The 23,091-nt window shown below is 63.0% G+C and carries 20 protein-coding genes; 4 read left to right on the top strand and 16 right to left on the bottom strand.

All coding sequences use genetic code 11. The annotated features are described in order from the left end of the window. Positions 1-47: 47 nt before the first annotated feature. The 11 genes from iolG to ACOOEX_RS00255 form a co-directional block, all read right to left on the bottom strand. Positions 48-1,040: an inositol 2-dehydrogenase gene (gene iolG, locus ACOOEX_RS00305; RefSeq protein ID WP_420396613.1), complete on the bottom strand. Its 993-nt coding sequence runs from the start codon at positions 1,038-1,040 to the stop codon at positions 48-50. A 69-nt stretch (positions 1,041-1,109) separates the two neighbouring features. Then, the gene (locus tag ACOOEX_RS00300; RefSeq protein WP_071691066.1) at positions 1,110-1,898 is read right to left on the bottom strand and encodes an ATP-binding cassette domain-containing protein; all 789 of its coding nucleotides are present in this window, start codon (positions 1,896-1,898) and stop codon (positions 1,110-1,112) included. Position 1,899: 1 nt separating this feature from the next. After that, positions 1,900-3,021 carry an ABC transporter permease gene (locus tag ACOOEX_RS00295; protein ID WP_420396612.1) on the bottom strand — a complete coding sequence of 374 codons (1,122 nt, stop codon included), beginning with the start codon at positions 3,019-3,021 and terminating at the stop codon, positions 1,900-1,902. Positions 3,022-3,129: 108 nt separating this feature from the next. After that, entirely contained in the window at positions 3,130-4,074 is a 945-nt protein-coding gene (locus tag ACOOEX_RS00290; protein ID WP_420396611.1) for a sugar ABC transporter substrate-binding protein, read from the bottom strand. A gap of 80 nt (positions 4,075-4,154) precedes the next feature. Beyond that, on the bottom strand, positions 4,155-4,970 hold the full coding sequence (locus ACOOEX_RS00285) for a TIM barrel protein (RefSeq protein ID WP_420396610.1): 816 nt from the start codon (positions 4,968-4,970) through the stop codon (positions 4,155-4,157). 143 nt (positions 4,971-5,113) lie between these two features. Next, positions 5,114-6,145: a LacI family DNA-binding transcriptional regulator gene (locus ACOOEX_RS00280; protein ID WP_420396609.1), complete on the bottom strand. Its 1,032-nt coding sequence runs from the start codon at positions 6,143-6,145 to the stop codon at positions 5,114-5,116. 71 nt (positions 6,146-6,216) lie between these two features. After that, positions 6,217-7,146 carry a carbohydrate kinase family protein gene (locus ACOOEX_RS00275; protein WP_420396608.1) on the bottom strand — a complete coding sequence of 310 codons (930 nt, stop codon included), beginning with the start codon at positions 7,144-7,146 and terminating at the stop codon, positions 6,217-6,219. Between the two features lie 18 nt (positions 7,147-7,164). Further along, on the bottom strand, positions 7,165-7,791 hold the full coding sequence (locus ACOOEX_RS00270; RefSeq protein ID WP_420396607.1) for a nucleoside/nucleotide kinase family protein: 627 nt from the start codon (positions 7,789-7,791) through the stop codon (positions 7,165-7,167). Further along, positions 7,775-8,548, bottom strand: a complete 774-nt coding sequence (locus ACOOEX_RS00265) for an ATP-binding cassette domain-containing protein (protein WP_420396606.1) — start codon at positions 8,546-8,548, stop codon at positions 7,775-7,777. The genes ACOOEX_RS00270 and ACOOEX_RS00265 overlap by 17 nt, the downstream gene beginning before the upstream one ends. Continuing rightward, the gene (locus ACOOEX_RS00260) at positions 8,545-9,621 is read right to left on the bottom strand and encodes an ABC transporter permease (protein ID WP_420396605.1); all 1,077 of its coding nucleotides are present in this window, start codon (positions 9,619-9,621) and stop codon (positions 8,545-8,547) included. The genes ACOOEX_RS00265 and ACOOEX_RS00260 overlap by 4 nt, the downstream gene beginning before the upstream one ends. 123 nt (positions 9,622-9,744) lie before the next feature. Continuing rightward, positions 9,745-10,779: a substrate-binding domain-containing protein gene (locus tag ACOOEX_RS00255; protein ID WP_071691154.1), complete on the bottom strand. Its 1,035-nt coding sequence runs from the start codon at positions 10,777-10,779 to the stop codon at positions 9,745-9,747. A 155-nt stretch (positions 10,780-10,934) separates the two neighbouring features. On the opposite strand from ACOOEX_RS00255, the gene ACOOEX_RS00250 reads away from it, so the two are divergent. Further along, positions 10,935-12,140 (top strand): ROK family transcriptional regulator, encoded by a 1,206-nt coding sequence (locus tag ACOOEX_RS00250; RefSeq protein ID WP_420396604.1) that lies wholly within the window; start codon positions 10,935-10,937, stop codon positions 12,138-12,140. A 2-nt stretch (positions 12,141-12,142) separates the two neighbouring features. Here the strand turns inward: ACOOEX_RS00250 and ACOOEX_RS00245 are convergent, their stop codons facing one another. The 4 genes from ACOOEX_RS00245 to ACOOEX_RS00230 form a co-directional block, all read right to left on the bottom strand. Further along, entirely contained in the window at positions 12,143-13,105 is a 963-nt protein-coding gene (locus ACOOEX_RS00245; protein WP_420396603.1) for a KpsF/GutQ family sugar-phosphate isomerase, read from the bottom strand. A gap of 318 nt (positions 13,106-13,423) precedes the next feature. Further along, entirely contained in the window at positions 13,424-15,115 is a 1,692-nt protein-coding gene (gene betA / locus ACOOEX_RS00240; RefSeq protein WP_420396602.1) for a choline dehydrogenase, read from the bottom strand. A gap of 145 nt (positions 15,116-15,260) precedes the next feature. After that, on the bottom strand, positions 15,261-15,992 hold the full coding sequence (locus ACOOEX_RS00235; protein WP_420396601.1) for an NAD(P)-binding domain-containing protein: 732 nt from the start codon (positions 15,990-15,992) through the stop codon (positions 15,261-15,263). A 1-nt stretch (position 15,993) separates the two neighbouring features. Beyond that, positions 15,994-18,039, bottom strand: coding sequence for an FAD-dependent oxidoreductase (locus tag ACOOEX_RS00230; RefSeq protein WP_420396600.1), 2,046 nt, complete (start codon positions 18,037-18,039; stop codon positions 15,994-15,996). Between the two features lie 99 nt (positions 18,040-18,138). On the opposite strand from ACOOEX_RS00230, the gene ACOOEX_RS00225 reads away from it, so the two are divergent. Further along, positions 18,139-18,771, top strand: a complete 633-nt coding sequence (locus tag ACOOEX_RS00225) for a TetR/AcrR family transcriptional regulator (protein WP_420396599.1) — start codon at positions 18,139-18,141, stop codon at positions 18,769-18,771. 44 nt (positions 18,772-18,815) lie between these two features. Then, positions 18,816-20,495: an ABC transporter permease gene (locus ACOOEX_RS00220; protein WP_420396598.1), complete on the top strand. Its 1,680-nt coding sequence runs from the start codon at positions 18,816-18,818 to the stop codon at positions 20,493-20,495. A gap of 155 nt (positions 20,496-20,650) precedes the next feature. On the opposite strand, the gene ACOOEX_RS00215 is transcribed toward ACOOEX_RS00220, so the two are convergent. Next, positions 20,651-21,667 carry an extracellular solute-binding protein gene (locus ACOOEX_RS00215; protein WP_420396597.1) on the bottom strand — a complete coding sequence of 339 codons (1,017 nt, stop codon included), beginning with the start codon at positions 21,665-21,667 and terminating at the stop codon, positions 20,651-20,653. 181 nt (positions 21,668-21,848) lie between these two features. Between ACOOEX_RS00215 and ACOOEX_RS00210 the strand changes: the two genes are divergently transcribed. Beyond that, positions 21,849-23,024 (top strand): MFS transporter, encoded by a 1,176-nt coding sequence (locus ACOOEX_RS00210; RefSeq protein WP_420396596.1) that lies wholly within the window; start codon positions 21,849-21,851, stop codon positions 23,022-23,024. Positions 23,025-23,091 lie beyond the last annotated feature (67 nt).

Genomic DNA, 23,091 nt, shown 5'->3' with positions numbered 1-23,091 from the left:
AAAGCGCTCCCTCGATTTTCGGTTCTGGGGCCGCTGGCCCCGATCTGTCAGGTCAGGCGAACGGCCTGCCCGGTACGTGCGGATTCCACCGCCGCTTCGGCCAGTTCCAGGGATTTCAGCCCGTCCAGCCCGGTGGTGGGCGTCGGGGCTCCATCGGCAACGGCAGCGACAAAAACCGCGATCTCGTTGGCGTAGGCAGCGATGTAGCGGGTCATGAAGAAGTTCAGCAACGGCGGGCGGGAATAACCCTCGGCCGTTGCCACTTCGATATTCGCCTCATGCTGGTTCCGCGCGCTGACCGCGCCTGCAGATCCCAGCACCTCGATCCGCTGATCATAGCCATAGGACGCACGGCGCGAATTGGTGATGACGGCCTGCTTTCCGCTTGCGGTGCGCAGGATCACGCTGGCGCTGTCGAAATCACCCAGCTTGCCGATCTCGGGGTCGGTCAGGACGGACCCCTGCGCCATCACGGTTTCCACTTCTTCACCAAGCAGCCAGCGGGCAATGTCGAAATCGTGGATCATCATGTCCCGGAAGATGCCGCCAGAGACCTTGATGTACTCATAGGGCGGCGCGCCCGGATCGCGGCTGGTGATCGTGACCATTTCCACATCGCCGATCCGGCCCGCATCGATGGCGGCTTTGACGGCCATGAAATCGGGGTCGAAGCGGCGATTGAAGCCGACCATCAGGGTCGCGCCCGTCTCCTCGACCGTTGCGAGCGCCTGCTTGACCCGGTCAACGTCCAGATCAACGGGTTTCTCGCAGAACACGGCCTTGCCCGCGCGGGCGAACTGCTCGATCAGGTCGGCATGGGTATCGGTCGGCGTGCAGATGACCACCGCGTCGATATCGTCCGATGCCGCAATCTCGTCGATGGTCCGCAACTCGCAGCCGAATGCCGCCTGAGCAGCCTTGGCCACAGCCTCCATCGGCTCGGCAATCGCCACCAGAACGGCCCCATCGACAGACGCGATGGCGCGGGCGTGAACCTGCCCGATACGACCTGCGCCAAGTACCCCGAAACGAACGGTCATCTTGTTCTCCTGAACGTGGATTTCTTGTTTTTGTGGCGGCGCGCAACCGCGCCGCCGGTTGTTATGTGCTCAGACCGTTCCGCCGAGCGACCCTTCCAGAGCGACCATTTCCTGACCACCGGCCATCATGTCCTGAAGCTCCTCCGGCGTGATCTGCCCACGCTGCGCGGTGCCGAGCGTCTTGCCCCGGTTGAGAACCGTGAACCGATCCCCCACGGCCAGCGCGTGGCGCACATTGTGGGTGATGAACACCACGGCAATGCCCTGCTTGCGCACCTTGTCGATGGTGGCCAGCACATTCGCCGTCTGCCGCACACCCAGGGCCGAGGTCGGCTCGTCGAGGATCAGCACCTTGGCACCAAAATGCACCGCACGCGCAATGGCAACTGTCTGACGCTCGCCGCCCGACAGCGTGCCCACAGCCTGATCCGGCCCGCGCAGGTTGATGCCCATTTTGCGCATTTCTTCCATGGTCACGTTATTGGCGTAATCATGGTCGAACAGCTTCAGCGGTCCCACTTTCTTCACCGGCTCATTGCCCATGAAGAAGTTGCGGCTGACCGACATCAGCGGGATCATCGCCAGATGCTGGTGCACCGTCGCAATCCCCGCCGAAATCGCATCGCGCGGATCGGCGAAATGCATCGGCTTGCCTTCGAACATGATCTCGCCCGCCGTCGGCTTGTGCACGCCGGACATGGTCTTGATGAAGGTCGATTTGCCCGCGCCGTTGTCGCCCAGAAGGCAGTGGCATTCGCCGGGGAAGACATCGACCGACACACCGGCCAGCGCAATGACCGAGCCGAAATGCTTTTCGATGTTGCGCATCTCGATGATGGGTGCGTGTTCACTGGTCATCTTAGCGTTCCCCCGTGATCAGACGGCGAATATAGGTGTTCAGGATCACAGCCAGCAGCAGGATGACACCCAGGAACACCCGGAAGAGCGAGCTTTCCACACCGGTGAAGAACAGGCCCTGTTGCACGACCCCGAAGATCAGCGCCCCAAGGGCCGCCCCGATGACCGATCCGTAACCGCCGGTCAGCAACGCCCCACCGATCACCACCGCGATGATGGCCTCGAACTCTTTCAGGATACCGCGATCCGCGGCGGCAGAGCCGAACTCCATCACCTGACAGGTTGCGAAGACGGTGGCGCAAAAGGCGGTCATGATGAACATCTTGATCTTGACGGCATTGACGGGAACACCGGAATTCCGGGCCGCTTCCGCATCGCCGCCAGCGGCAAAGATCCAGTTGCCGAACTGGGTGCGGGTCAGCAGGAAGTGACCGAAGGCAACCAGCACCAAGGCCCAGATGATCAGCATCGGAATGCCGTCGACCACGGGTTCGCCCGCGCGGGTGCCGCGTTCGAACACCTCGATCAGGCCGCGTTCACCGAGGAATTCGAAGAACCAGCCACCGACCTGACCGCCGAACAGCGGGGCCAGCCAGTCGCCCTCAGCCGCATCGGAAATGCCGCCAATGATTGTGCGGTTTTCCAACTGCTGAGGAATGAAGATAGTGAAGCCCCGCAGGATGAACAGGAAGGCCAGGGTCACGATGAAGGACGGCAGCCCTGTCTTGATGACGATATAGCCGTTCAGCGCCCCGATGCTCATGCAGATCAGGAAGGCGAGGATGATGGCAAGCCAGACGGGCCAGCCGAGCGAGACCGAAAAGATGGCGATCATCATGCCCGCAAAGCCGATCATGGAACCGACCGACAGGTCAAATTCGCCCGCGATCATCAGCAGGCAGGCACCGACGGCGATGATCATGAATTGCGCCGAGACGGTGCTCCAGTTCAGGACACCTTGCGAATTGAACATGCCGCTGTTGCCAGCGAAAATGACGAAGAATAGAAAGACGAGCACGGTGCCGCAGATGCCGCCAAGCTCGGGGCGGATCAGGGCTTTGCGGAAGGAGGAAATCTCCTTGACGCGTTCGTCCTGTTCAGGGGTCTGAGCGGTGTCTGTCATCTGTAAACGCTCCGCGTGTTGAAGGGTTTCATGACGTGTCCCAATCTTTAGAAGAGGCGAAGGGCAGCGCGCCGCCACCCTTCGCCAGGGAGAGAGTTTATCGCTGGATCAGCGGTATTCGCCTGCGAAGCGTTCCACCATCTCAAGCCCGTCTGCGGTCACGAAACCGGGGCCGGAGTTGATGTTGTTGCCCGGCAGCACGCCATAGCGGTGGTAGTTCGTCAGAACGATCACCGGCAGGTAGGCCTGCAGGAAGGGCTGCTGGTCGATGCCCCACTGGATCACGCCGTCGCGGATCGCCTGAACGATGTTTTCACCCAGGTCGAAAGTGCCGAAGTAGATCTCACCGGCCATGCCGTTCTGTTCCAGCGCCATGATGGTCGGATCGGCAGAGGTCGGCCCGAGCGTCAGGATCGCATCCGTGTCGGGGTTGGCGTTCAGGTAGGCCAGAACGCGGTTCTGGATCTCGGCCGGGTCCTGACCGGAGTCGATCATCTGGCTGCCAAGCTCGACGCCAAGTGCGTCTGCGAAGCCCTGGCACCGCTCGGTCGAGGACGGCGACGAAATGTAGTGGTTCACACACAGGAAGCTTTCCACACCGTCACCGGAGGCGCGCAGGCCCGCCGCATAGCCTGCATCATATTCGGGCTGACCCACATACATCAGGGCGCCGACTTCGCGGGCCTGATCCGGGGTGCCGGAGTTGATGATGATCACGTCAACACCGGAATCCACCGCGTTGCGGATGGGGCCGGACAGAACGTCGAAATCGGCCAGCGTGGTGATGATGCCGTCGGGGCCGGATGCGGCCGCCTGCTCGATGATCCGCGCCATGTCGGCAAGGTCACCGGTGGGGGGGTTGCGGTATTCCACCTCGACGCCCATCTGGTCGCCCGCCAGAGCGATGCCGTTGCGGATCGTGTTCCACCAACTGTCGCTGTCGGGCGCGTGGCTGACCAGGACATAGCGCTCGCCATCGGCCAGTGCCGGGGCTGCCATGCCGGTCAGGGCTGCGCTTGCGGCAACAGTTGCTGCAATCAGTGTCTTCTTCATCAGGTTTCCTCCCAAGTTTGGTGTCCGGCGCACCGTTTCCTCTTGCCGGATGCCCCGCGAGGGGCGATTTCACGCGTCGCTCAGGCCGCGGAGGCCCTCAGTCGCGATGCTATGAATTCGATTGAACGTTTCAGATCTGCTTCGATCGTGGCGCTGTCCTGCACCTCGGGCGCGAAGCATTCGAATGATACAGGCCCCCGATAGCCTCCGGCGACGAGGGCCGCGATCTGGTCGATGGTTCCCAGCTGATCCCGGTCATCAACCAATACCCTGTGCTCATCACGCATGTCGGACCGCATCAGCGTCTCGTTCACCACGCCCGATATCTGGACCAGAGCAGTATGGTCAGGGAACAGGTCATCTTCCCCGTCAAGAAAGTGGTGGAAGGTGTTGTGGGCCAGTTTCAGGTGGTCCTTGGCCTCCAGCGTGTCGATGATCGCCACCGCTTCGGCCTTGCTGCGCAGCGACGATGTCATGAAACCGAGCGGTTCGATCAGTCCGGTGATTCCGAACTGTTTCAGAAGCGGCAGAATGGACTTGATCGCGATCCGCAGGTTGGCCTGTCTCTCACCATTGGCGCATCCGATACCGTCATTGCGCGGGGTGAAGGACACAGCCTCGGCCCCGCAGGCAACCGCTGCGTCCAGCAGGCTTTCGGCATTGGGCGACTGTTCAGGCGGCCAGGAGTTGAAGGCATAGAGATGGTTCAGCGCAACGATGCGCAACCCCAGATCGCGTGCAATGCCGCCTGCCTTCGCCGGGTCCATGCCGTCAAAGAGCGGCCGACCCAGATCGTTGCGCAGTTCCACGCCCGTGCAGCCAACGCGCTTGGCGAGTTCGAGAAACTCGACAAACCCGGTGCGCGGGGCGGTGATCTGGTTCATCGAAAAAAACATCAATCCTCCCATCAGCGCCAGCTTGTGTGTGGCGACTGACGGGCGGAAAGCTGTTGGAGATCGGCGATTCCGTCAATCGCATACACCGATTTCTGGTCATTAATGACGTTTTCTGCGCCTGCAAAAATGACGTTTTTGCGTCATCAAATCATATCGGGCAGATAGATGCGCGGTTGCAGGAAATACTGCCCGACCACCCCGTCATCCCCGGCATGAACGGCGTTGATCATCAGCTCGATCAGCTCTGTACAAAGGGTGTCGAGCGGCGTTGCAATTGCCATGACCGCATAGCCGTCAGCGAGAGCGGCGCGGCTGTCATCGGTCAGTTCGTTGACCACGAGGGAAACCTCGTGCGGCTGTCGCATTTCCCGCAAGGCGGCAATCGCACCTTCCATGCCGCCGCCCGCGATATAGAGCCCCCGAAGGTCAGGGTGGCGGGACAGCAGGTCCAGTGTTGCCTCATAGGTCAGTTCACGCGTCTCCAGGTTGACCAGCGTATCCAGCACCGGCAGGGCGGGCGCGTTTTCCCGGATGTAGGACCGGAACCCGACCTCTCTCAGGTCATGTCCATGCCAGCGGTTGCCGCCAACGAAGAGGGCCAGCTTTCCCGGTTGCTTGACGGTTTTGGAGATCATCCAGGCCGCGATACGCCCGATCTTGACGTTGTTGGACCCGACATAGTTGCGCCGGATGCCCTGCGCGAAATCGTTGAGCAGCGAAAAGACCGGCACGCCTTTTTCCTGCAAATCGCGCACCACGGGGTTCAGGCTTTGGTGGTTCACGGCAACGCAGGCCAGGGAGTCAACCCGACGGCCAAGGCTTTCCATCAGGCTTGCGAACTCCTCCGGCGCCTGTGACTTGGCATATCGGATCAACGCCTGACCATCGATGTCCTTGCGGGCCGAGACCGCCTTTTCGATTTCCTTGGCGAATTGCTGGTAGAACGCCTGCGACGGTTTCAGAAGCACGAAGCCAAACCGCATCTTCGGCCGGTCGGGCTGCATGCGATGGTCGATCAATCCGCGGGCGTGGTAGCCAAGCTTATGCGCGGCTTCGGCGATCTTGCGCAGCGTCTCTTCACGCACCTTCATCCGGCCGTTCAACGCCCGGTCCACGGTCGATACGCTGACACCGGCCTCGCGGGCCACATCCTTTACGGTAGAACGCTTTGCCATGATCACCTCGCGCCAGAGACGTCATTTATGACGTGTTTTCGGCTTTGAACGCAATCGGCAAGCCCGAGGTGCTACAGCTCTTCGCGCCACGGTGGGTTGGCCCCGGCCCGGCTGACGGTGACGGCAGCGGCTTTGGCGGCGAGAGTCAGGGCGGTATCCATCTGGCTTGCCGTTACCCCGGCCACGCCCGCCTTGGTCAGCAGCCCCTGTTCAGACAGGCTGGCCATGACCCCGGCATTGAAGGTATCTCCGGCGCCGACCGTGTCAACGGCGGTCACACGTTCGGCCGCGACGGTCACCTCTGCCCCGTCCGACAGATAGGCGGTTGCCCCTTCCCCGCCACGAGTCATGACAACGATCCGGGGTCCGGTCGCCCGCAGCTTGTCCAGCTTGGCGGACAGTGACTCCGGGCCGGGATAGATCCAGTTCAGATCTTCGTCGGACACTTTGACGATATCGGTCAGCCGCAGCATCCGGGCCAGACGGTCACGATAGCGGTCCACATCCTTGATGAAGCCGGGGCGAATGTTCGGGTCCATCATGACCGCGCGTCCCGCAGCTTCGCGTTCCGCAAGCGCGGCATAGGTGTCGGCGCAGGGTTCCACCGCAAGGCTGATGCCGCCGAAGAACAGCGCGCTGACCTCGCCCGACAGGTTTGGCAGATCCTCGGGCCGGATCATCCGACCGGCCGAGCTTTCGTCGAAGAAGGAATAGCTCGCATGTCCATCGGTCAGCTTGACGAAGGCCAGCGTCGTGGGCCGGTCAGACCTGATGACGCGGGTCGTATCTACATGGCTGGCGTGCAATGCATCGGCTAGTTGCTGTCCGAACATGTCGGTCGACAATCCGGTGATCATGCCGGTCTGCACCCCGAGCCGCCCAAGCGCGATGGCGGTATTGAACACCGCGCCGCCGGAATGGGGTACGAATCCGTCTTTGCCCCCTTCAACGGTCGGGCTTGGGATCATGTCGATCAGGGCTTCGCCACAGCAGAGGATCATGGGTTTGCAGTCCTTCGGTCAGTTGGAAATGGTCAGATCGGCGGGCAGGCTGTTGGCCAATACCAGATCCGCATTAGGCATGTCGTTGGCATCACGCCGAGCCACGGCCTGCGCCTCGGGCAACCCGTGATCCAGCCAACGCTGCAAAAGACGGTGCGCCAGAACCTCGCGCGGGGTGTCGATGGCAATGGCATGTGTCCATAGCGGCCGAAGCTCGGACCATGGCGCGTCTGTCAAGAGCAGGTAGTTGCCCTCAAACAGCACGAATTCGGTATCGGAAGGCAAATGCGCCGCGCCCGCGATGGCGATGTCGCGGTCCCGGTCGAAGACGGGGTAGATCACGTCCTCACCCGCTGCGATCCGGTGCACCAGATGCACGAAACCCGCCGCGTCGAAACTGGGCGGCGCACCTTTGCGATCCAGCAATCCGCGCTGCATCAGGATGGCATTGTCCAGATGAAACCCGTCCATGGGAACCACGGCAGCGGATCGCCCGGCCTGCCGCAATTCCGAACACAGAGCCGCCGAGACCGAGGATTTCCCCGATCCCGGCGGCCCCGCGACCGCGATCAACTTGCGTGAGCCCTTGAGTGCAAGCAGATGCGGCAGGGTGGTTTGGGCAGTATCTTCAGGCCGCGATGGCATCGGGCTGCATTGCTCCTGTCATCAGGGCCACCGCGTCCGACATGCTGACCTCTTTCGGATTCACCACCGTCAGGCGTTTGCCCAAGCGGTGAATGTGAATACGGTCGGCCACTTCGAACACGTGCGGCATGTTATGGCTGATCAGAACCACCGGCGTGCCCCGCGACCGCACATCCTGGATCAGTTCCAGCACCTTGCGGCTTTCCTTGACGCCAAGCGCCGCCGTGGGTTCGTCGAGGATGATGACCTTGGACCCGAAGGCCGCCGCACGGGCCACCGCCACCCCCTGACGCTGCCCACCCGAAAGGGTTTCCACCGCCTGGTTGATGTTCTGGATCGTCATCAGGCCCAGTTCCGACAGCTTCGCCCGGGCGAAATCCTCCATCGCCTTATGGTCGAGCATCCCCAGGTATTTGCCCATGAAGCCGGGCTTGCGCAGCTCTCGTCCCACGAACATGTTGTCGGTGATCGACAGGGCGGGCGACAGGGCCAGCGTCTGGTAGACGCATTCGATCCCGGCTTCGCGTGCTTGCAGGGGAGAGCTGTAGCTGACCTCCTGCCCTTCCAGCGTGATCCGGCCCTCGTCGGGAGTCACAGCACCAGAAATCGCCTTGATGAGCGAGGATTTCCCCGCCCCGTTGTCGCCGATGACAGCCAGGATCTCCCCCGGCATCAGGTCGAAATCGGCATTGTCCAACGCGGTGACACGGCCATAGCGTTTGACCAGTCCGCGGGCTTGCAAGATTGGGTTCGTCATGCCGAAACCTTTCTGATCCATTGGTCGACCGCGACCGCGATGATGATAAGCCAGCCGATGGCGAAGACCTGCCACAGCACATCCACACCAGCCAAGCGTAGCCCCGACTGGAACACGCCCACGATGAGCGCGCCGAAAAGCGCCCCCATGATCGAGCCGCGACCGCCAAAGAGCGAGATGCCTCCGATCACCACTGCGGTGATGCTTTCAAGATTGCCCTCGTAGAAGCTCTGCGGAGAAATCGACCCGACGCGTCCGATCGAGGCCCAGGCCGCCAACGCGCAAATGAAGCCTGCCAGCATGTAGACCTGCCGCAATGTGCGGTCGGTGCGGATACCCGCCAGTTCGGCGGCCTCCTTGTCGTCGCCGATCATGTAGACGTGGCGGCCCCATGCGGTCTTGTTCAGAAGATACCAGAGCGCCAAGAAGATCACGATCATCAACAGCACGCCATAGGTGACGCGCGCCGACCCGATCGTGAAGCTGAGGCCGAAGAACTTGAGCAGAGGCGCCGTGGCGTCGATATCCTGCCCACGAATGGACTGCGCACCGGACAGCCAAAGGTTCAGCGCGAAAAAGATGTTCCAGGTGCCAAGCGTGGTGATGAAGGGCGGCAGTTTGACCTTGGTGATCAGCAGGCCGTTCATGTAGCCGGCCCCGATGCCGCCTGCAAAGCCGATCAGCAACGCCAGCGGCGCAGGAACGCCAAGTTCCACGGCCAGCTTGCCGGAAATGACGCTCATCAGCACCATGATGGCCGCGACCGACAGGTCGATCCCGGCGGTGATGATCACCAGACTTTGCGCCGCTGCGAGGATCCCGATGATCGAGACCTGCTGCATGATCAGCGTCAGGTTGAAGGGTGTGAAAAACCGGTCGCCCGCAATCAGGCCAAAGGCCAGAACGGCCACGACCAGAACGATTACAGGCACCAGTGTGGGGTTTCCGTGCAGAACATGTTGTAGCGTGCCGACCACGCCGCGATGGCTGTCTTCGAATTCTGCAACGGATGTATCGCTGGAGGTCAGGACGCTCTCGAAATCCCGGTCCGACGTTGAGTTTTGATCCGCCATGTCATCCTCTCCGACCATATCCGCACCGGCCTGTACCATGCAGGTCAGGCGGGGATGCGGCAATGATTTTGGGGTGTAGGGGGTGGGGCGGCACAAGCGGCCGCCCCGGGAGAGTTGCAGGGATCAGCCCCAGCAAAGTTCCAGTGCTTCTTCCGAGGTGATCGACTCGATGCCCTCGACCGGGCTATCCGTCACCAGCATCACGCCGGTGTTGAAGAAATCGAGCCCTTCGGAGTTCTCGGGCAGGCTGCCGTCTTCGGCATACTGGGCAATCGCCTCGATCCCGAGCGACGCCATGCGCAGCGGGAACTGCATGGAGGTTGCGCCGATGACACCAGCGGCCACGTCGCGGACACCGGCACAGCCACCGTCAACCGACACGATCAGCGCCTGGTCTTGAAGACCGAAGGCCTGAAGTGCGGCATAGGCGCCGGCAGCGGCAGGTTCGTTGATGGTGTAGACCACGTTGATCGACGGGTCGATCTGGAGCAGGTTCTCCATCGCGGTGCGGCCACCTTCTTCGTTGCCGTTGGTGACGTCGTTGCCGACGATCCGTTCATCGGTTTCGTCGCCGATGTCGGTCGGATCCATCACGTCGATGCCGAAGCCGGTCAGGAAGCCCTGATCGCGCAGGTAGTCCACGGACACTTCCGACGGGTTCAGGTCCAGCAGGCCGATGCGGGCATCTGCGGCAGCGTCGCCAAGCGTGGCAGCGGCCCAGGCACCGATCAGGCGGCCCGCTTCGAAGTTGTCGGTCGCGAAGGTCGCGTCGGCGGTATCCGCAGGCTCGAACGGGGTGTCGAGCGCGATAACCAGCAGACCCGCTTCACGTGCCTGGCCGATGACCGGCGCAAGAGCGCGGGAATCGGACGGCGTGATCAGAATGCCCGATGCCCCGGCGGCAATGCAGGTTTCAACCGCCGCCACCTGGCTTTCAACATCGCCGTCGATGGCACCAGCGTAGGTTTGCAGGTTGATGCCCGCGGCCTCTGCGGCCTCGGTCGCACCTTCACGCATCTTCACGAAGAAGGGGTTGGTGTCGGTCTTGGTGATCAGGCAGGCGGTGATCGCGTCACCATGTGCATCTGCATGCGCTGCCCCGGTCATCGCCAGAGCGGCCGCGCCACCCATCATAAGGGCCTTGAAGGTCTTGGTCATGTCTTCCTCCCAGAAAGTATCAAAGAAGGGCGCCTCATCGCCCCATGACACCTTGAATGCCTCGACTCCCGGTTCGCTGTCAATAAATAAATCACTCTTATTTAATTATTGACGTCTTGCCTTGCGCCTCACAATATCCCAGTGGGGAGACCACAATGACCGATACCACTGAAAAACCAGCGCAGGCCGTTGCCACCAAGGAAACGCGCGGCACGAACCAGACCGGCATGCGGGCGCAGAACGAACGCCTTGTGCTGACCCTGATTCGCCGAAATGGCGCGCTGGCAAAGGCCGAGATTGCCCGCTTGACCGGGCTGTCGGCGCAGACCGTATCGGTGATCATGCGCAGCCTCGAAGACGAGGGGCTGCTGCTGAAAGGGGAACCGATGCGCGGCAAGGTCGGTCAGCCCTCGGTTCCGATGCGACTGAACCCTGAAGGGGCCTATTTCCTTGGCCTCAAAGTCGGTCGCAGGTCGGCAGAGATGATCCTGACGGATTTCCTGGGCCAAATCATCGCGCGGCGAAAACAAATCTATGCCTATCCCGATTTCAGTGACGTTCTGGCGTTCTCCCTGGACGCCGTGGACGAGCTTCGGCTTTCCCTGCCCGCCGACCAGCGCCCGCGCATTGCCGGGCTCGGTATCGCTATTCCGTTCCAGTTGTGGGACTGGGCCCGCATGATCGGCGTGGAGCCGGGCAAGATGGCCGCCTGGCAGAGCCGTGATCTGCTGGTGGAACTGTCGGGCGCGCTGGACATGCAGGTCTATCTGCAGAACGACGCCACATCCGCCTGTAGCGCGGAACTGGTCTTCGGCACCGGTGAACAGCCCGCGAATTTCCTCCATGTCTTCATAGGTTTCTTCATCGGCGGAGGGGTGGTTCTCAATGGAACGCTGTTTACCGGTCCGACGGGCAATGCCGGGGCGATCGGACCAATGCCGGTGGTCGACCTGGGCGGGCAGACCCGGCAGCTCATGGATCTGGCGTCGCTGGTGGTGCTGGAACGCCGTCTTGCCGAGGCAGGGCTGGATAGCGGAATGCTGTGGGACAGCCCTGAAGGGTGGGACGTGCCCGAGAGCTTGCTGAACGAATGGACGGCAGAGGCTGCGAATGCCATCGCACGTGCTGCCCATTCGGCCATGTCGGTGATTGATTTCGAGGCGATCAAGATCGACGGATGGATGCCGGAGAACCTGCGAAACGCGCTTGTTTCCGAAGTACGGGCACGCTTTGACGGGCTCGATTTCACCGGGTTGGAACGGCCTGCTGTCGAGACAGGCACCGTCGGAGCCGATGCGCGGTCGCTCGGCGCCGCCAGCCAGCCGCTGCTCGGGCGGTTCCTGATCGGCTATACGACCTGACGTCAGAGAACTCCGGCGCGCAGGCAGTCGTGGATGTGCAGTAGGCCGAGGGGGATGCCGGTTTCATCCAGCACGAACAGCGCGGTGATGCGACCGGACATGAGGCCCACGGCCTCGGCTGCCAATGTATCGGGGGTGATGACGCGGGGATTCTGCGTCGCAACCTGACCAGCGGTCTTGCCCATCAGCCCCTCCATGTTGCGCCGCAGATCGCCATCGGTGACGACCCCGGTCAGTCTGCCGCCTTCGGTCACGCCCGCGATGCCGAAACCCTTCTCGGTCATTACCAGCAGCACTTCGGGCATGGGCATGTCGGAGGGCACCAGCGGCAGGGCCGCACCCGAATGCATCAGCTGCGCCGCCGTGGCCAGCTGCGCGCCAAGCTTGCCGCCGGGGTGGAAGGTGCGGAAGTTTTCCGCCACGAACCCGCGCCGTTCCATCACCGCCACGGCCAGCGCGTCGCCAAGCGCCAGGGTCAGCGTGGTCGAGGTGGTGGGCGCCATGCCGATGATGCAAGCCTCTGGTTCATTTGGCAAAGTCAGCCGCATATCGGCGGCTTTCATAAGCGTGCTGTCGGGATTCTTTGATATCCCGATCATCGGAATCGCGAACCGCGCGACATGGGCGACGATGTCGCCCAGTTCCGAGGTTTCCCCGGAATTCGAGATCAGGATGCAGAGATCCTCTGGCGTGATCATGCCAAGGTCGCCATGGCTGGCCTCGGCCGGATGCACGAAATAGGAGGGCGTGCCGGTGGAGGCGAGAGTGGCGCTGATCTTGCGGGCGATATGGCCGGATTTGCCCATGCCGGACAGGATCACGCGGCCCTTGACGGTGAGGATCGCCTCGACCGCGGCCTCGAAATCGGCGGGCAGAGCCTCGGCCATGCGGGCCACGGCCTCGGCCTCTATGCGCAGGACACGGGCGGCGGTTTGGCGGATCAGATCGGGATCGGGGCGGGTCATGGGGAGAGGATTAGCCTATCTGCGGGGCGAAGGTCAGGGAAAAGTTAGCAGTCAAAATGCCCGTCACCGCCCGTACACCCCCCGTACACCCCCTGTACACCCCTGTACACCCCCCGTACAGACAGGAGGGCGGTTTCGCCGCCTGCCGGCGTCGACCGGGGAGCGGCCCTCCTCAACCCCCCGGCATACGCCGGGAGGCCTCGTCGGACCGCGTTGCCACGGACATGTTGAGAGGGTCACACGAAGGGTCTGGCGGAACCGAAGGTGGCAAGGTCGGGACGCCTCCGGCGGAGGTATTTTTGCCAAGATGAAACAGGCTCAGGGCCGCCGGGCTGCAGCCTTGACGGTGGTCTGCCAGTCAGGATGGATCCACGGTTCAAGATTGGAACGGGGCAACATGCCCTTGCCCAGGATGTGGTCGGCCGCCTTTTCACCCGTCATGATCGAGGGACCATTGAGGTTGCCATTGGTGATGCGCGGAAAGATCGAACTGTCAGCGACGCGCAGGCCGTCGACGCCGATCACGCGGGCCTGCGGATCGACCACGGACATGGGATCGTCTGCCGCGCCCATCTTGCAGGTACCGCAGGGGTGGTAGGCGCTTTCGGCTTCTTCGCGGATGAACTCGTCAAGCTCCTCATCGGTCTGCACGTGGCTGCCCGGCTGAATCTCCTTGCCGCGATAGTCATCAAATGCGGGCTGCGCAAAGATCTCTCGGGTCAGACGGATGCAGTGGCGGAAGTCTGTCCAGTCGTCGGGATGGGACATGTAGTTGAAGAAGATGTTGGGCGCGTCGTTCGGATCGGCGGAGGTCAGCGTGACCCTGCCGCGCGACTTGGATCGCATGGGGCCGACATGGGCCTGGAACCCGTGGCCCTCGGCGGGCGCGGTGCCATCGTAGCGCACCGCCATGGGCAGGAAGTGATACTGGATATCGGGGTAATCGACGCCGGGGCGGGAGCGCAGGAAGGCCGCGCTTTCGAACTGGTTCGACGCGCCGAGCCCGGTATGGGTCGCCAGCCACTGGGTTCCGATGACGCCCTTGCTGGTCAGGTTCCAGTATTTGTAGAGCGTGATGGGCTGGGTGCAGGCCTGCTGGATGTAAAGCTCCAGATGATCTTGCAGGTTCTGGCCGACGCCGGGACGGTTGGCAATGACCTCGATCCCGTGCTCGGACAGATGGGCGGCGGGGCCGATGCCGGAGAGCATCAGGATCTTGGGGGAGTTGATGGCGGAGGCCGCGACGATGACCTCTCGGTTGGCTTTCACCACTTCGATCTTGCCATTGCGGTCGATTTCCACCCCGGTCGCGCGGCCATCCTCGATGATCACCCTGCGCACGTAGCAGCGCATGAGGGTGCAGTTCGGGCGCTTCAGCGCGGGTTTCAGATAGGCATTGGCCGCCGACCAGCGCTGGCCCTGCCAGACGGTCTGTTCCATCGGGCCGAAGCCTTCCTGCTTTTCGCCGTTATAGTCGTCGGTCAGCTCATAGCCCGCCTGCCGCCCGGCCTCGACGAAAGCCTGGAAGAGCGGATTGGTGCGGGGGCCGCGGGTGATATGCAGGGGGCCGCTGGTGCCGCGCCAGGTCGGGTCGCCGCCATGGCCGCCATCGTGCCAGTTCTCCATGCGCAGGAAATAGGGCAGCACATCGGCGTAGGCCCAACCGGTCGCGCCGCTGTCATTCCAGTGGTCGTAGTCGCGCGCATGGCCGCGCACATAGACCATGCCGTTGATCGAGGAAGACCCGCCGATGACCTTGCCGCGCGGGCAGACGAGTTCGCGGTTGTTGAGGTTGGGCTCTGCCTGCGTTTTGAAGCCCCAGTCATACATGGCCATGTTCATGGGGTAGCTGAGCGCGGCGGGCATCTGAATGAACGGCCCCTTGTCGGACCCGCCATATTCCAGCACCAGCACCGTATTCTTGCCGTCCTCGGACAGGCGATAGGCCATGGCCGAGCCGGCGGACCCCGATCCGATGATCACGAAATCGGCCTGCTTCGCCGTCGTCATGTGCATTGTTCCTGTCGCTGTGCCCGCCCGACGTCCGGCGCGGGCATCCCCTGCGCCACAGGTTGCCCCGGCGCGGGCCGGGTGCAGGGAAGATTTACGACTGGTTTTCCAAAAAATACGACGGTTGGTGCCGGGGGGTGCAACGTCAGTCCCCGCGCGCCGCGAGCGCTTCGAGGCCGCGCGCCAGCGCCGCTTGCATACCTTCGGCATCCATATGTTCGCGCAGGCGCGCGTTGTAGCCGCCGGGGGAACTCAGTGCCTGCAACAGCGGCGCAAGGTCGTTTGACATCAGGTTGGACCCGACCAGCACGCGCAAGAAATCCTCGGCCTGTGCGGGGTCGCTGACCTTTGGCGCGATCCACTGTGCGGCATCTGCAACCAGTTTGACTGCGGGCGACAGCACCGCCTGTGCTGCCAGGTAGGCCATCATCTCCGTGTCGTTTTCGACGTAGTAGACACTGTTTGCGGGCGTGAAGAGCGTGTCGATCAGATCGGTCTGTCCCAAGGCAATGATGGGAGAGCCCCCCTTGGCAATGCCGGGGAAGGGCAGCATCAGGGCAACCGGCGTTGCGGGGGCAACCATTGGCGCAAGTGTTTCCAGCGATACGCCCGCGATGAAGGAAATCACCCTTTGACCGGCGTGAAAGTGCAGCGTCGGCAGCACGGTGGCGGCCTGATCCGGCAGCAGCCCAAGGAACAGAACGTCGCTGGCATCGACCACGCCCTGGTTGTCCGCCACTGAAACGCCGAAGCGCGCGGCCAGATCGGCGGACCTTGCGCGGCTGCGTTCCGAGACGGTGATCTGGTGGCCGTCGGCTGCGATGCCCTCGACCACCGCGCTGGCGATGGTGCCGGTGCCTATGAAGCCAAGGCGCATGTCAAAGATCCTTCATCAGTCGCAGCGCATCATAGATCGCGGCATGGGTGTTGCGGGAGGAAACCGCATCGCCGATGCGGAAAAGCTGGAAGGCACCGTCGGGATTGGAGCGGATCGCCTGCGGGTGACCGTTGATAAAGGCGTTGTGGTCCAGCTCGCCCCGGTTGAGCGACTCCTCGCGCAGGTCGAAATAGAGATCGGCGAGCGGCCGCGTGCCGTAGTTTACCACGATCTGATCGTAGCGTCGTTCATCGGTATGGCTGCTGTAGTCAGTGCCGATGGTGGCGACCAGCGCATTGCCGTTGCGGCGCACGCCCAAGAGGCGGCGGGTGACGGTGAAGGTGGTTTTCTTGTCCTGGAGCGCGCGCATGTAAGGAACGAGGTTCATGCCCATGATCTCGGGCGCGAAGCTGCGGTCGGGGGTCATGATTTCAACGGTTGATCCGGCATTGGCGACCACTTCGGCGGCCATCAGGGCCGGGTGGTCGCCCGCCTCATCGTAGATCAGCACGTTCTCGGCGGGCCGTACATCGCCGGAAATCAGATCCCACGCGCTGACCACCAGATCGCTTTCGCCCCGCTGTTCATGCAGCGCGGTAGAGGGCAGGCCGCCGGTGGCAACGATGACGATATCGGGGGCCTCCGCGCGGATGTCCTCCGCCTCGGCCCAGGTGTTGAACCGGAACTCCACATCACGGGCAGCGCATTGGGCCATGCGCCAGTCGATGATGCCGATCATTTCCCGCTTGCGCGGGTTCTGCGCAGTCAACAGCACCTGCCCGCCGGGACGGTCGGCGGCTTCAAAAACCGTCACGCGGTGGCCACGTTCAGCCGCGACGCGTGCGGCCTCCAACCCTGCGGGACCGGCCCCGGCGATGACCACCTTCTTGCGGATCTCGGCGGGGGTGATCACCTGCGGCATGGTCAGTTCGCGGCCCGTAGCCGGGTTGTGGATGCACAGCGCCTCTCCCCCGCCATAGATGCGGTCGAGGCAATAGGTGGCGCCGACGCAGGGGCGAATGTCGTCCTCCCGCCCCTCGACGATCTTCTTCACAATATGCGGGTCGGCCATGTGCGCACGGGTCATGCCGACCATGTCGAGCAGCCCCGCCGAGACCGCATGGCGCGCGGTGGCCACATCGGGGATGCGAGAAGCGTGGAAGGTGGGCATGCCGGTTTCCGCGCGGATCGACCCGGCAAGGTCCAGATGCGGGGCGGATCGCATACCCTGAATCGGGATCATGTCGGTCATTGCGGGGTCGGTGTGGATACGGCCCCGGTTGACGTTGAAGAAGTCGACCTGACCTGTGTCGCGCAGGATTTTCGCGATTTCGAGGCCCTCTTCCGGGGTGACCCCGCCCGGCTCCGCCTCATCCGCGCCAAGGCGGATGCCGACGATGAAGTCATTGCCCACCCGCGTGCGAACTTCGGTCAGAATATCCAGCGTGATCTGAAGGCGCGAGTGCAGGCTTTCCGCCCCGTAAGGCCCCTCCAGCCGGTTGGTCAGGGGCGACCAGAACTGGTCCTGCAAATGGCCATGGGCAATCAGCTCGATCCCGTCCATGCCACCCGCCTGCATCCGTTCCGCCGCATCGCCGTAATCGCGGATCACGCGGGCGATGTCCCAATCCTCCATCAACTTGGGGAAGAAGCGATGCGCCGGTTCGCGGTCGTCGGTCGGCCCAATCGAGGGCAGCCAGTCGCCCTTGCTCCACCCTGTCCGCCTGCCCAGATGCGTCAGCTGGATCATCGCCGCGCAGCCATGATCATGCAGCCCGTCGGTCAGGCGTTTGATCCACGGCACGACTTCGTCACGATAGGCCAGCACGTTGTTGAAGGCGGGCGGGGAATCGCGCGACACCACTGCCGAGCCAGCGGTCAGCGCCAGCGCCACGCCACCCTTGGCGCGTTCGACGTGATAGGCGCGGTAGCGGTCCTTGGGCATGCCGTCTTCGGGATAGGCCGGTTCATGTGCGGTGGTCATGATCCGGTTGCGCAGGGTCAGGTGTTTCAGCTGGTAGGGTTGAAGCAGGGGATCGTTGCTCATGTCCGGCCTCTCGCGGGTGATCGAGACGATGGTTCGGGGGAATCGACATACCTGTCAAGTTGATTGCCGGGGGGTGGGGTCGCATGCTACCGCTGGCGCATGGCGATCCAGAAACCCGACAAGTCCCATGGGTGGCGCGGCTCTGCCGATCTTTGGATCGATGCAGGCTATCAGCTGCTGATCGACGGAGGGGTCGAGGTGGTGAAGGTGATGCCACTGGCCAAGGCGCTTGGGCTGTCGCGGACCAGTTTCTATTGGCACTTCCCGGACCGGGATGCACTGCTGGAGGCGATCATCGACCGGTGGGAGGCGAAGAATACCGGCAATCTGGTGGCCCGCTGTAACGCCCCTGCCGGGTCGATCTGCGCCGCTGTCTTCAACCTGTTCGACTGCTGGATCGACGAGGATCTGTTCGATTCCCGTTTCGACCTGGCGATCCGCAATTGGGCCCAGAATGACGAGGCGCTGATGGCGCGGGTCAAGGCCGCTGACACTGCGCGGCTGGCCGCCATGCGCGCGATGCTAGAACGGCACGGGCAAAGCCCGGCCATGGCGGCGACACGGGCCAACACGATGATCTTCACGCAGGTGGGCTATTACACCATGCGGTTGGGGGAATCGGTGCCGGACCGGCTGGACCGGATGCCGCCCTATGTGGAGGTTTTCACGGGCGAGGCCCCGAGCGAGGCGGAAATCGCCGAATTCTTCGCCCGCCACGGGGCGAAACGCTAAGGCGCGCTTGTGCCTTTCCTGCCCCTTGGCCTAGATGCAGCGGTATGAAACTGCGCCGTCATAATTCCGGTCACTGGATGGCTGTCCTGGCCTGGCTTGCTGCCGGGCTGTGCCTGCTGCCGATTGGCGCGGTGACTCTGGCGGCCCTGACTGGCGGGCTGGAAACGGTCACCGATCTCGCGCAGACCGTGCTGCCCCGTTACACCCGCGCGACGCTGACCATGGTGCTGATCGTGGCCACCGGAACCGCTGTGATCGGGACCGGCACGGCGTGGCTGGTGACCATGACGCGCTTTCCCGGACGCCGCGTGCTGGAGATTGCGCTGGCCCTGCCGCTGGCCTTCCCGGCCTATGTGCTGGCCTATGCCTACACCGATTTCCTCGACCATCCGGGATGGGTTCAAGCCACCCTGCGCGATCTGACAGGCTGGGGTCCGCGCGACTATTGGTTCCCGGAAATCCGGTCGCTGCCGGGTGCGGCGATGATGCTGACGCTGGTGCTGTATCCTTACGTCTACCTGCTGGCGCGCGCGGCCTTCCTGCAGCAAAGCGCAACGGCCTACCTGGCCGCCCGCACCCTGGGTCGCGGCCCGTGGAGCGCGTTTTTCCGCGTCAGCCTGCCAATTGCCCGGCCTGCCATCGCGGGGGGCGTGCTGCTGGCGATCATGGAGACCATCGCCGACTTCGGCACCGTCAGCTATTTCAACGTGCAGACCTTTGCGACCGGCATTTATCAAAGCTGGTTTTCCTTTGCCGACCGGGGGGCTGCCGCGCAACTGGCGCTTTGCCTGCTTATGGCAGCCCTGGTTCTGGCGGCGCTGGAACGGCGGCAACGGGCAAGCCAACGCCATCACGGTGCCGGGCGCCGGTTCGAGGTGCTTGACCCGCCTGTACTGCGCGGCGGACGCGCGGCGCTGGCGGTGACTTTCTGCGCCCTACCCGTGGTTCTGGGGTTCCTGTTGCCCGCCGGGCTGCTGGTCTGGATGGGGCATGACAGTTTCGGCATCATTCTGGGCGACCGCTATCTTGGTTTTTTGCAGAACTCCCTGACGCTGGCTTCCGTCGCAGCCCTGTTTACCGTGACGGCGGCTGTGTTCCTGGGCTTCAACGCAAGACTGCATCCGAACCGGGCCAACAAGGCCGCCATCGGCATTGCGGGTCTGGGTTATGCGGTGCCGGGCGGCGTGATCGCCGTTGGTCTGATCGTGCCCTTCGCGGGGTTCGACAATGCCTTGGATGCCTGGATGCGAGAGACATTCGACATTTCCACGGGGCTGCTGATCACCGGGTCGATCTGGCTATTGGTGATGGCCTATATGGTGCGCTTCATGGCCGCCGCCCTGTCGGCCTATGACGCGGGGCTGTCCACTATCAATCCCAATATCGACGCCGTGGCGCGGACGCTCGGGCGATCGCCTTCGACCATGCTGCGGGGTGTTCACCTGCCGATCCTGCGGCCGAGCCTGCTGACGGCGCTGCTGATCGTCTTCGTCGATGTGATGAAAGAGCTGCCCGCGACGCTGATCATGCGGCCCTTCAATTACGACACGCTGGCGGTTCAGGCGCACCGGTTGGCAGCGGATGAGCGGCTGGCGGAGGCAGCGGTGCCGAGCCTTGTGATCGGGCTGGTGGGGCTGTTGCCGGTGATGATCCTGTGTTGGGGTCTGGGGCGCGAGGACCGGACGGAAGCCGAGTTCATCCCCGATCCGCAGATCGCCGAGTGACAGGAAAAATCTTCCCGAAGATTTTTTCAGGGCCCCAAAATTCTTGAAGGAAGAATTTTCTGACGCGGAAGAATTTTCTGGAAAATTCTTCTTGGCGCGACGCAAAAGGGGCGCCCACCCTGGACGCCCCTTGGTTCTATCGCTGCCCGACGACCTTACGGCCAGCCGACCTGATTGAAGATGCGCTGTGCGGTGCCAAGGTTGGCGGCCACATCCGACAGATCGACGTCATCGGCGACGAATTCCCCCAGACCCGCCAGTTCCTCGACCATCTCGACCCCTTCGACTGCCGGGTACTCGTTGTTCCCGGAGGAGAAATAGACCTGCGCCGCATCGGAGGCGAGATATTCGAGGAAGGCGACAGCGGCATCCCGGTTCGGGGAGTGCGCGGCCACACCGGCCCCTGACACGTTCATATGCGCGCCATTGCCATCCTGATCGGGGAAGACATAGCCGATCACATCCAGATGCTCGGTCACACCATCGACCTGATCCCGCAGCGACCGCACATAGTAGTAGGTATTCGACACGGCCACACCGCATTCGCCCGACGCCACACCGCGGATCTGGTCGGTATCGCCGCCTTGGGGAGAGCGGGCAAAGTTGCGCACCACGCCCTCGGCCCAGTCACGGGCGGCTTCTTCGCCCTCATGGGCGATGATCGAGGCCAGCAGGGTCTGGTTATAGGTGTTGGTCGAAGACCGGATGCAGACCAGACCCTCATAGGCGGGGTCGGCCAGATCGGCATAGGTTGCGGGGGGCGTGTCCACCAGTTCGGTGTTGTAGAAGAGGATCCGCGAGCGCTGCGAGAAGCCGAACCAGCGGTTTTCGGCGTCTTGCAGATTGGCCGGGATGCGCGCTTCCAGAACGTCGCTGTCGACCGGCTGCAGCAACCCGGCATCCACGGCGCGGTTTAGGCGGGACACGTCGACCGTGATGAAGATATCGGCGGGAGAGTTGCGGCCCTCGGCCTGCATCCGGGCCATCAGCTCATCCGCGTCGCCCTCGATGCGGTTGATGGTGATGCCGGTCGCCTCTTCGAAGCCGGAATAGAGCGCCTCGTCGGTGTCATAGTGACGTGACGAATAGATATTGAGTTCCTGCGCGGTGGCCATGGTTGCGGTGCTGGCAAGGATGCTGGCGGCGAGAAGGGTGGAAATCGGTCGGGTCATTCTGTCAGTCCTTGTCCGTCCTTGATCAATAAACCGAGTATTTCACTCGGATAAGCGCGGACATATCACGCCCATGAAACGAGTCAAGCAATTCCCAAGCAAATTACTCGGAAAACGTTCCCGCTTGTGCACGTGTTAAGCTTCGGTGCAGGGTAAGCCAGCTTTCGAGAGGGAGGAAAGCGTGACCCCCGGCATGATCTTTCTGGTGCTGGCCTATGTGCTCAGCCAGTTCTACCGCGCTTTTCTGGCGGTGCTGTCCCCGGTTCTTGGGGTCGAAATCGGCGCGGGCGCGGAAGATCTCGCCATGGCCTCTGGCCTGTGGTTCGTGACCTTCGCCGCGATGCAGATCCCCGTGGGATGGGCGCTGGACCATATCGGGCCGCGGCTGACCTCCTCGGTCCTGCTGGCAATTGGCGGCGCAGGTGGCGCGGCGATCATGGCGATGGCACAGGGGCCGGGTTGGGTCGCCGTGGCGATGATGCTGATCGGGGTGGGCTGTTCGCCGGTCCTGATGGCGAGCTACTATATCCTCGCGCGGGACTACCCCGCTGCCGTCTTCGCCACCTTCGCGGGCGTCATCCTGGGCACCGGGTCGCTTGGCAATATCGGCGCGGCGCTGCCACTGGCCTGGGCGGTGGAATCCCTCGGCTGGCGCGAAACCATGTGGGGCATGGCCGCCGTCACGCTGATGATCGCGGCGGCGCTGGCGTTGTTCGTGCGCAACCCGGCCAAGGCCGATCACAGCCAGAAAGGATCGCTGCTCGACCTGCTGAAGATCCCGGCCCTGTGGTTCATCCTGGCGATCATGTTCGTGAACTATGCCCCTGCGGCGGGCATAAGGGGCCTGTGGATCGCGCCCTATCTGGAGGATGTCTATCAGGCCGAGATCGGGCGCATCGGCACCGCGTCGCTGGTCATGGGCTTTGCCATGATCGCGGGCAACTTCTTCTACGGTCCGCTCGACCGTGTCTTCGGCACGCGCAAATGGGTGATCTTTGCCGGCAATCTGGTGTCCGGCCTCTCGTGCCTCGCGCTTTGGGCCTGGCCGGACGGGTCCGAGATCCGGTCTATCGCCGTCATGGCCGCCGTGGGCTTCTTCGGCGCGACCTTCCCGGTCATCATCGCCCATGGCCGCAGCTTCGTGCCGCCGCATCTGGTGGGCCGGGGCGTGACGCTGCTCAATCTCTTCGGCATTGGCGGGGTGGGGATCATGCAGTTTGCCAGCGGGCCAGTCTTTGCGCGCCTGTCCCTCGGGGCGACCCCGGCAGAGGCCTACAGCCAGCTTTTTGGCCTCTTTGGCCTGATGATCCTGCTTGGCTGTGTCGTCTACCTGTTCAGCACCGACCGCACCGGATAGCCCATTTTCGCAGTGCATAACCGGTTTTCGCCGCGTTGCGGCGGGAAACGGGTGGCCATCCGGGGCC

The organism is Nioella sp. (genome assembly GCF_965215655.1).
Taxonomy (GTDB): Bacteria; Pseudomonadota; Alphaproteobacteria; order Rhodobacterales; family Rhodobacteraceae; genus Nioella.
This window is presented reverse-complemented; position numbering and strand designations above follow the sequence as displayed.

Coding starts and splice junctions, on each gene's coding strand:
- iolG (WP_420396613.1), bottom strand. CDS start 1,040: ATGACCGTTCGTTTCGGGGTACTTGGCGCAGGTCGTATCGGGCAGGTT.
- ACOOEX_RS00300 (WP_071691066.1), bottom strand. CDS start 1,898: ATGACCAGTGAACACGCACCCATCATCGAGATGCGCAACATCGAAAAG.
- ACOOEX_RS00295 (WP_420396612.1), bottom strand. CDS start 3,021: ATGACAGACACCGCTCAGACCCCTGAACAGGACGAACGCGTCAAGGAG.
- ACOOEX_RS00290 (WP_420396611.1), bottom strand. CDS start 4,074: ATGAAGAAGACACTGATTGCAGCAACTGTTGCCGCAAGCGCAGCCCTG.
- ACOOEX_RS00285 (WP_420396610.1), bottom strand. CDS start 4,970: ATGTTTTTTTCGATGAACCAGATCACCGCCCCGCGCACCGGGTTTGTC.
- ACOOEX_RS00280 (WP_420396609.1), bottom strand. CDS start 6,145: ATGGCAAAGCGTTCTACCGTAAAGGATGTGGCCCGCGAGGCCGGTGTC.
- ACOOEX_RS00275 (WP_420396608.1), bottom strand. CDS start 7,146: ATGATCCTCTGCTGTGGCGAAGCCCTGATCGACATGATCCCAAGCCCG.
- ACOOEX_RS00270 (WP_420396607.1), bottom strand. CDS start 7,791: ATGCCATCGCGGCCTGAAGATACTGCCCAAACCACCCTGCCGCATCTG.
- ACOOEX_RS00265 (WP_420396606.1), bottom strand. CDS start 8,548: ATGACGAACCCAATCTTGCAAGCCCGCGGACTGGTCAAACGCTATGGC.
- ACOOEX_RS00260 (WP_420396605.1), bottom strand. CDS start 9,621: ATGGCGGATCAAAACTCAACGTCGGACCGGGATTTCGAGAGCGTCCTG.
- ACOOEX_RS00255 (WP_071691154.1), bottom strand. CDS start 10,779: ATGACCAAGACCTTCAAGGCCCTTATGATGGGTGGCGCGGCCGCTCTG.
- ACOOEX_RS00250 (WP_420396604.1), top strand. CDS start 10,935: ATGACCGATACCACTGAAAAACCAGCGCAGGCCGTTGCCACCAAGGAA.
- ACOOEX_RS00245 (WP_420396603.1), bottom strand. CDS start 13,105: ATGACCCGCCCCGATCCCGATCTGATCCGCCAAACCGCCGCCCGTGTC.
- betA (WP_420396602.1), bottom strand. CDS start 15,115: ATGACGACGGCGAAGCAGGCCGATTTCGTGATCATCGGATCGGGGTCC.
- ACOOEX_RS00235 (WP_420396601.1), bottom strand. CDS start 15,992: ATGCGCCTTGGCTTCATAGGCACCGGCACCATCGCCAGCGCGGTGGTC.
- ACOOEX_RS00230 (WP_420396600.1), bottom strand. CDS start 18,039: ATGAGCAACGATCCCCTGCTTCAACCCTACCAGCTGAAACACCTGACC.
- ACOOEX_RS00225 (WP_420396599.1), top strand. CDS start 18,139: ATGGCGATCCAGAAACCCGACAAGTCCCATGGGTGGCGCGGCTCTGCC.
- ACOOEX_RS00220 (WP_420396598.1), top strand. CDS start 18,816: ATGAAACTGCGCCGTCATAATTCCGGTCACTGGATGGCTGTCCTGGCC.
- ACOOEX_RS00215 (WP_420396597.1), bottom strand. CDS start 21,667: ATGACCCGACCGATTTCCACCCTTCTCGCCGCCAGCATCCTTGCCAGC.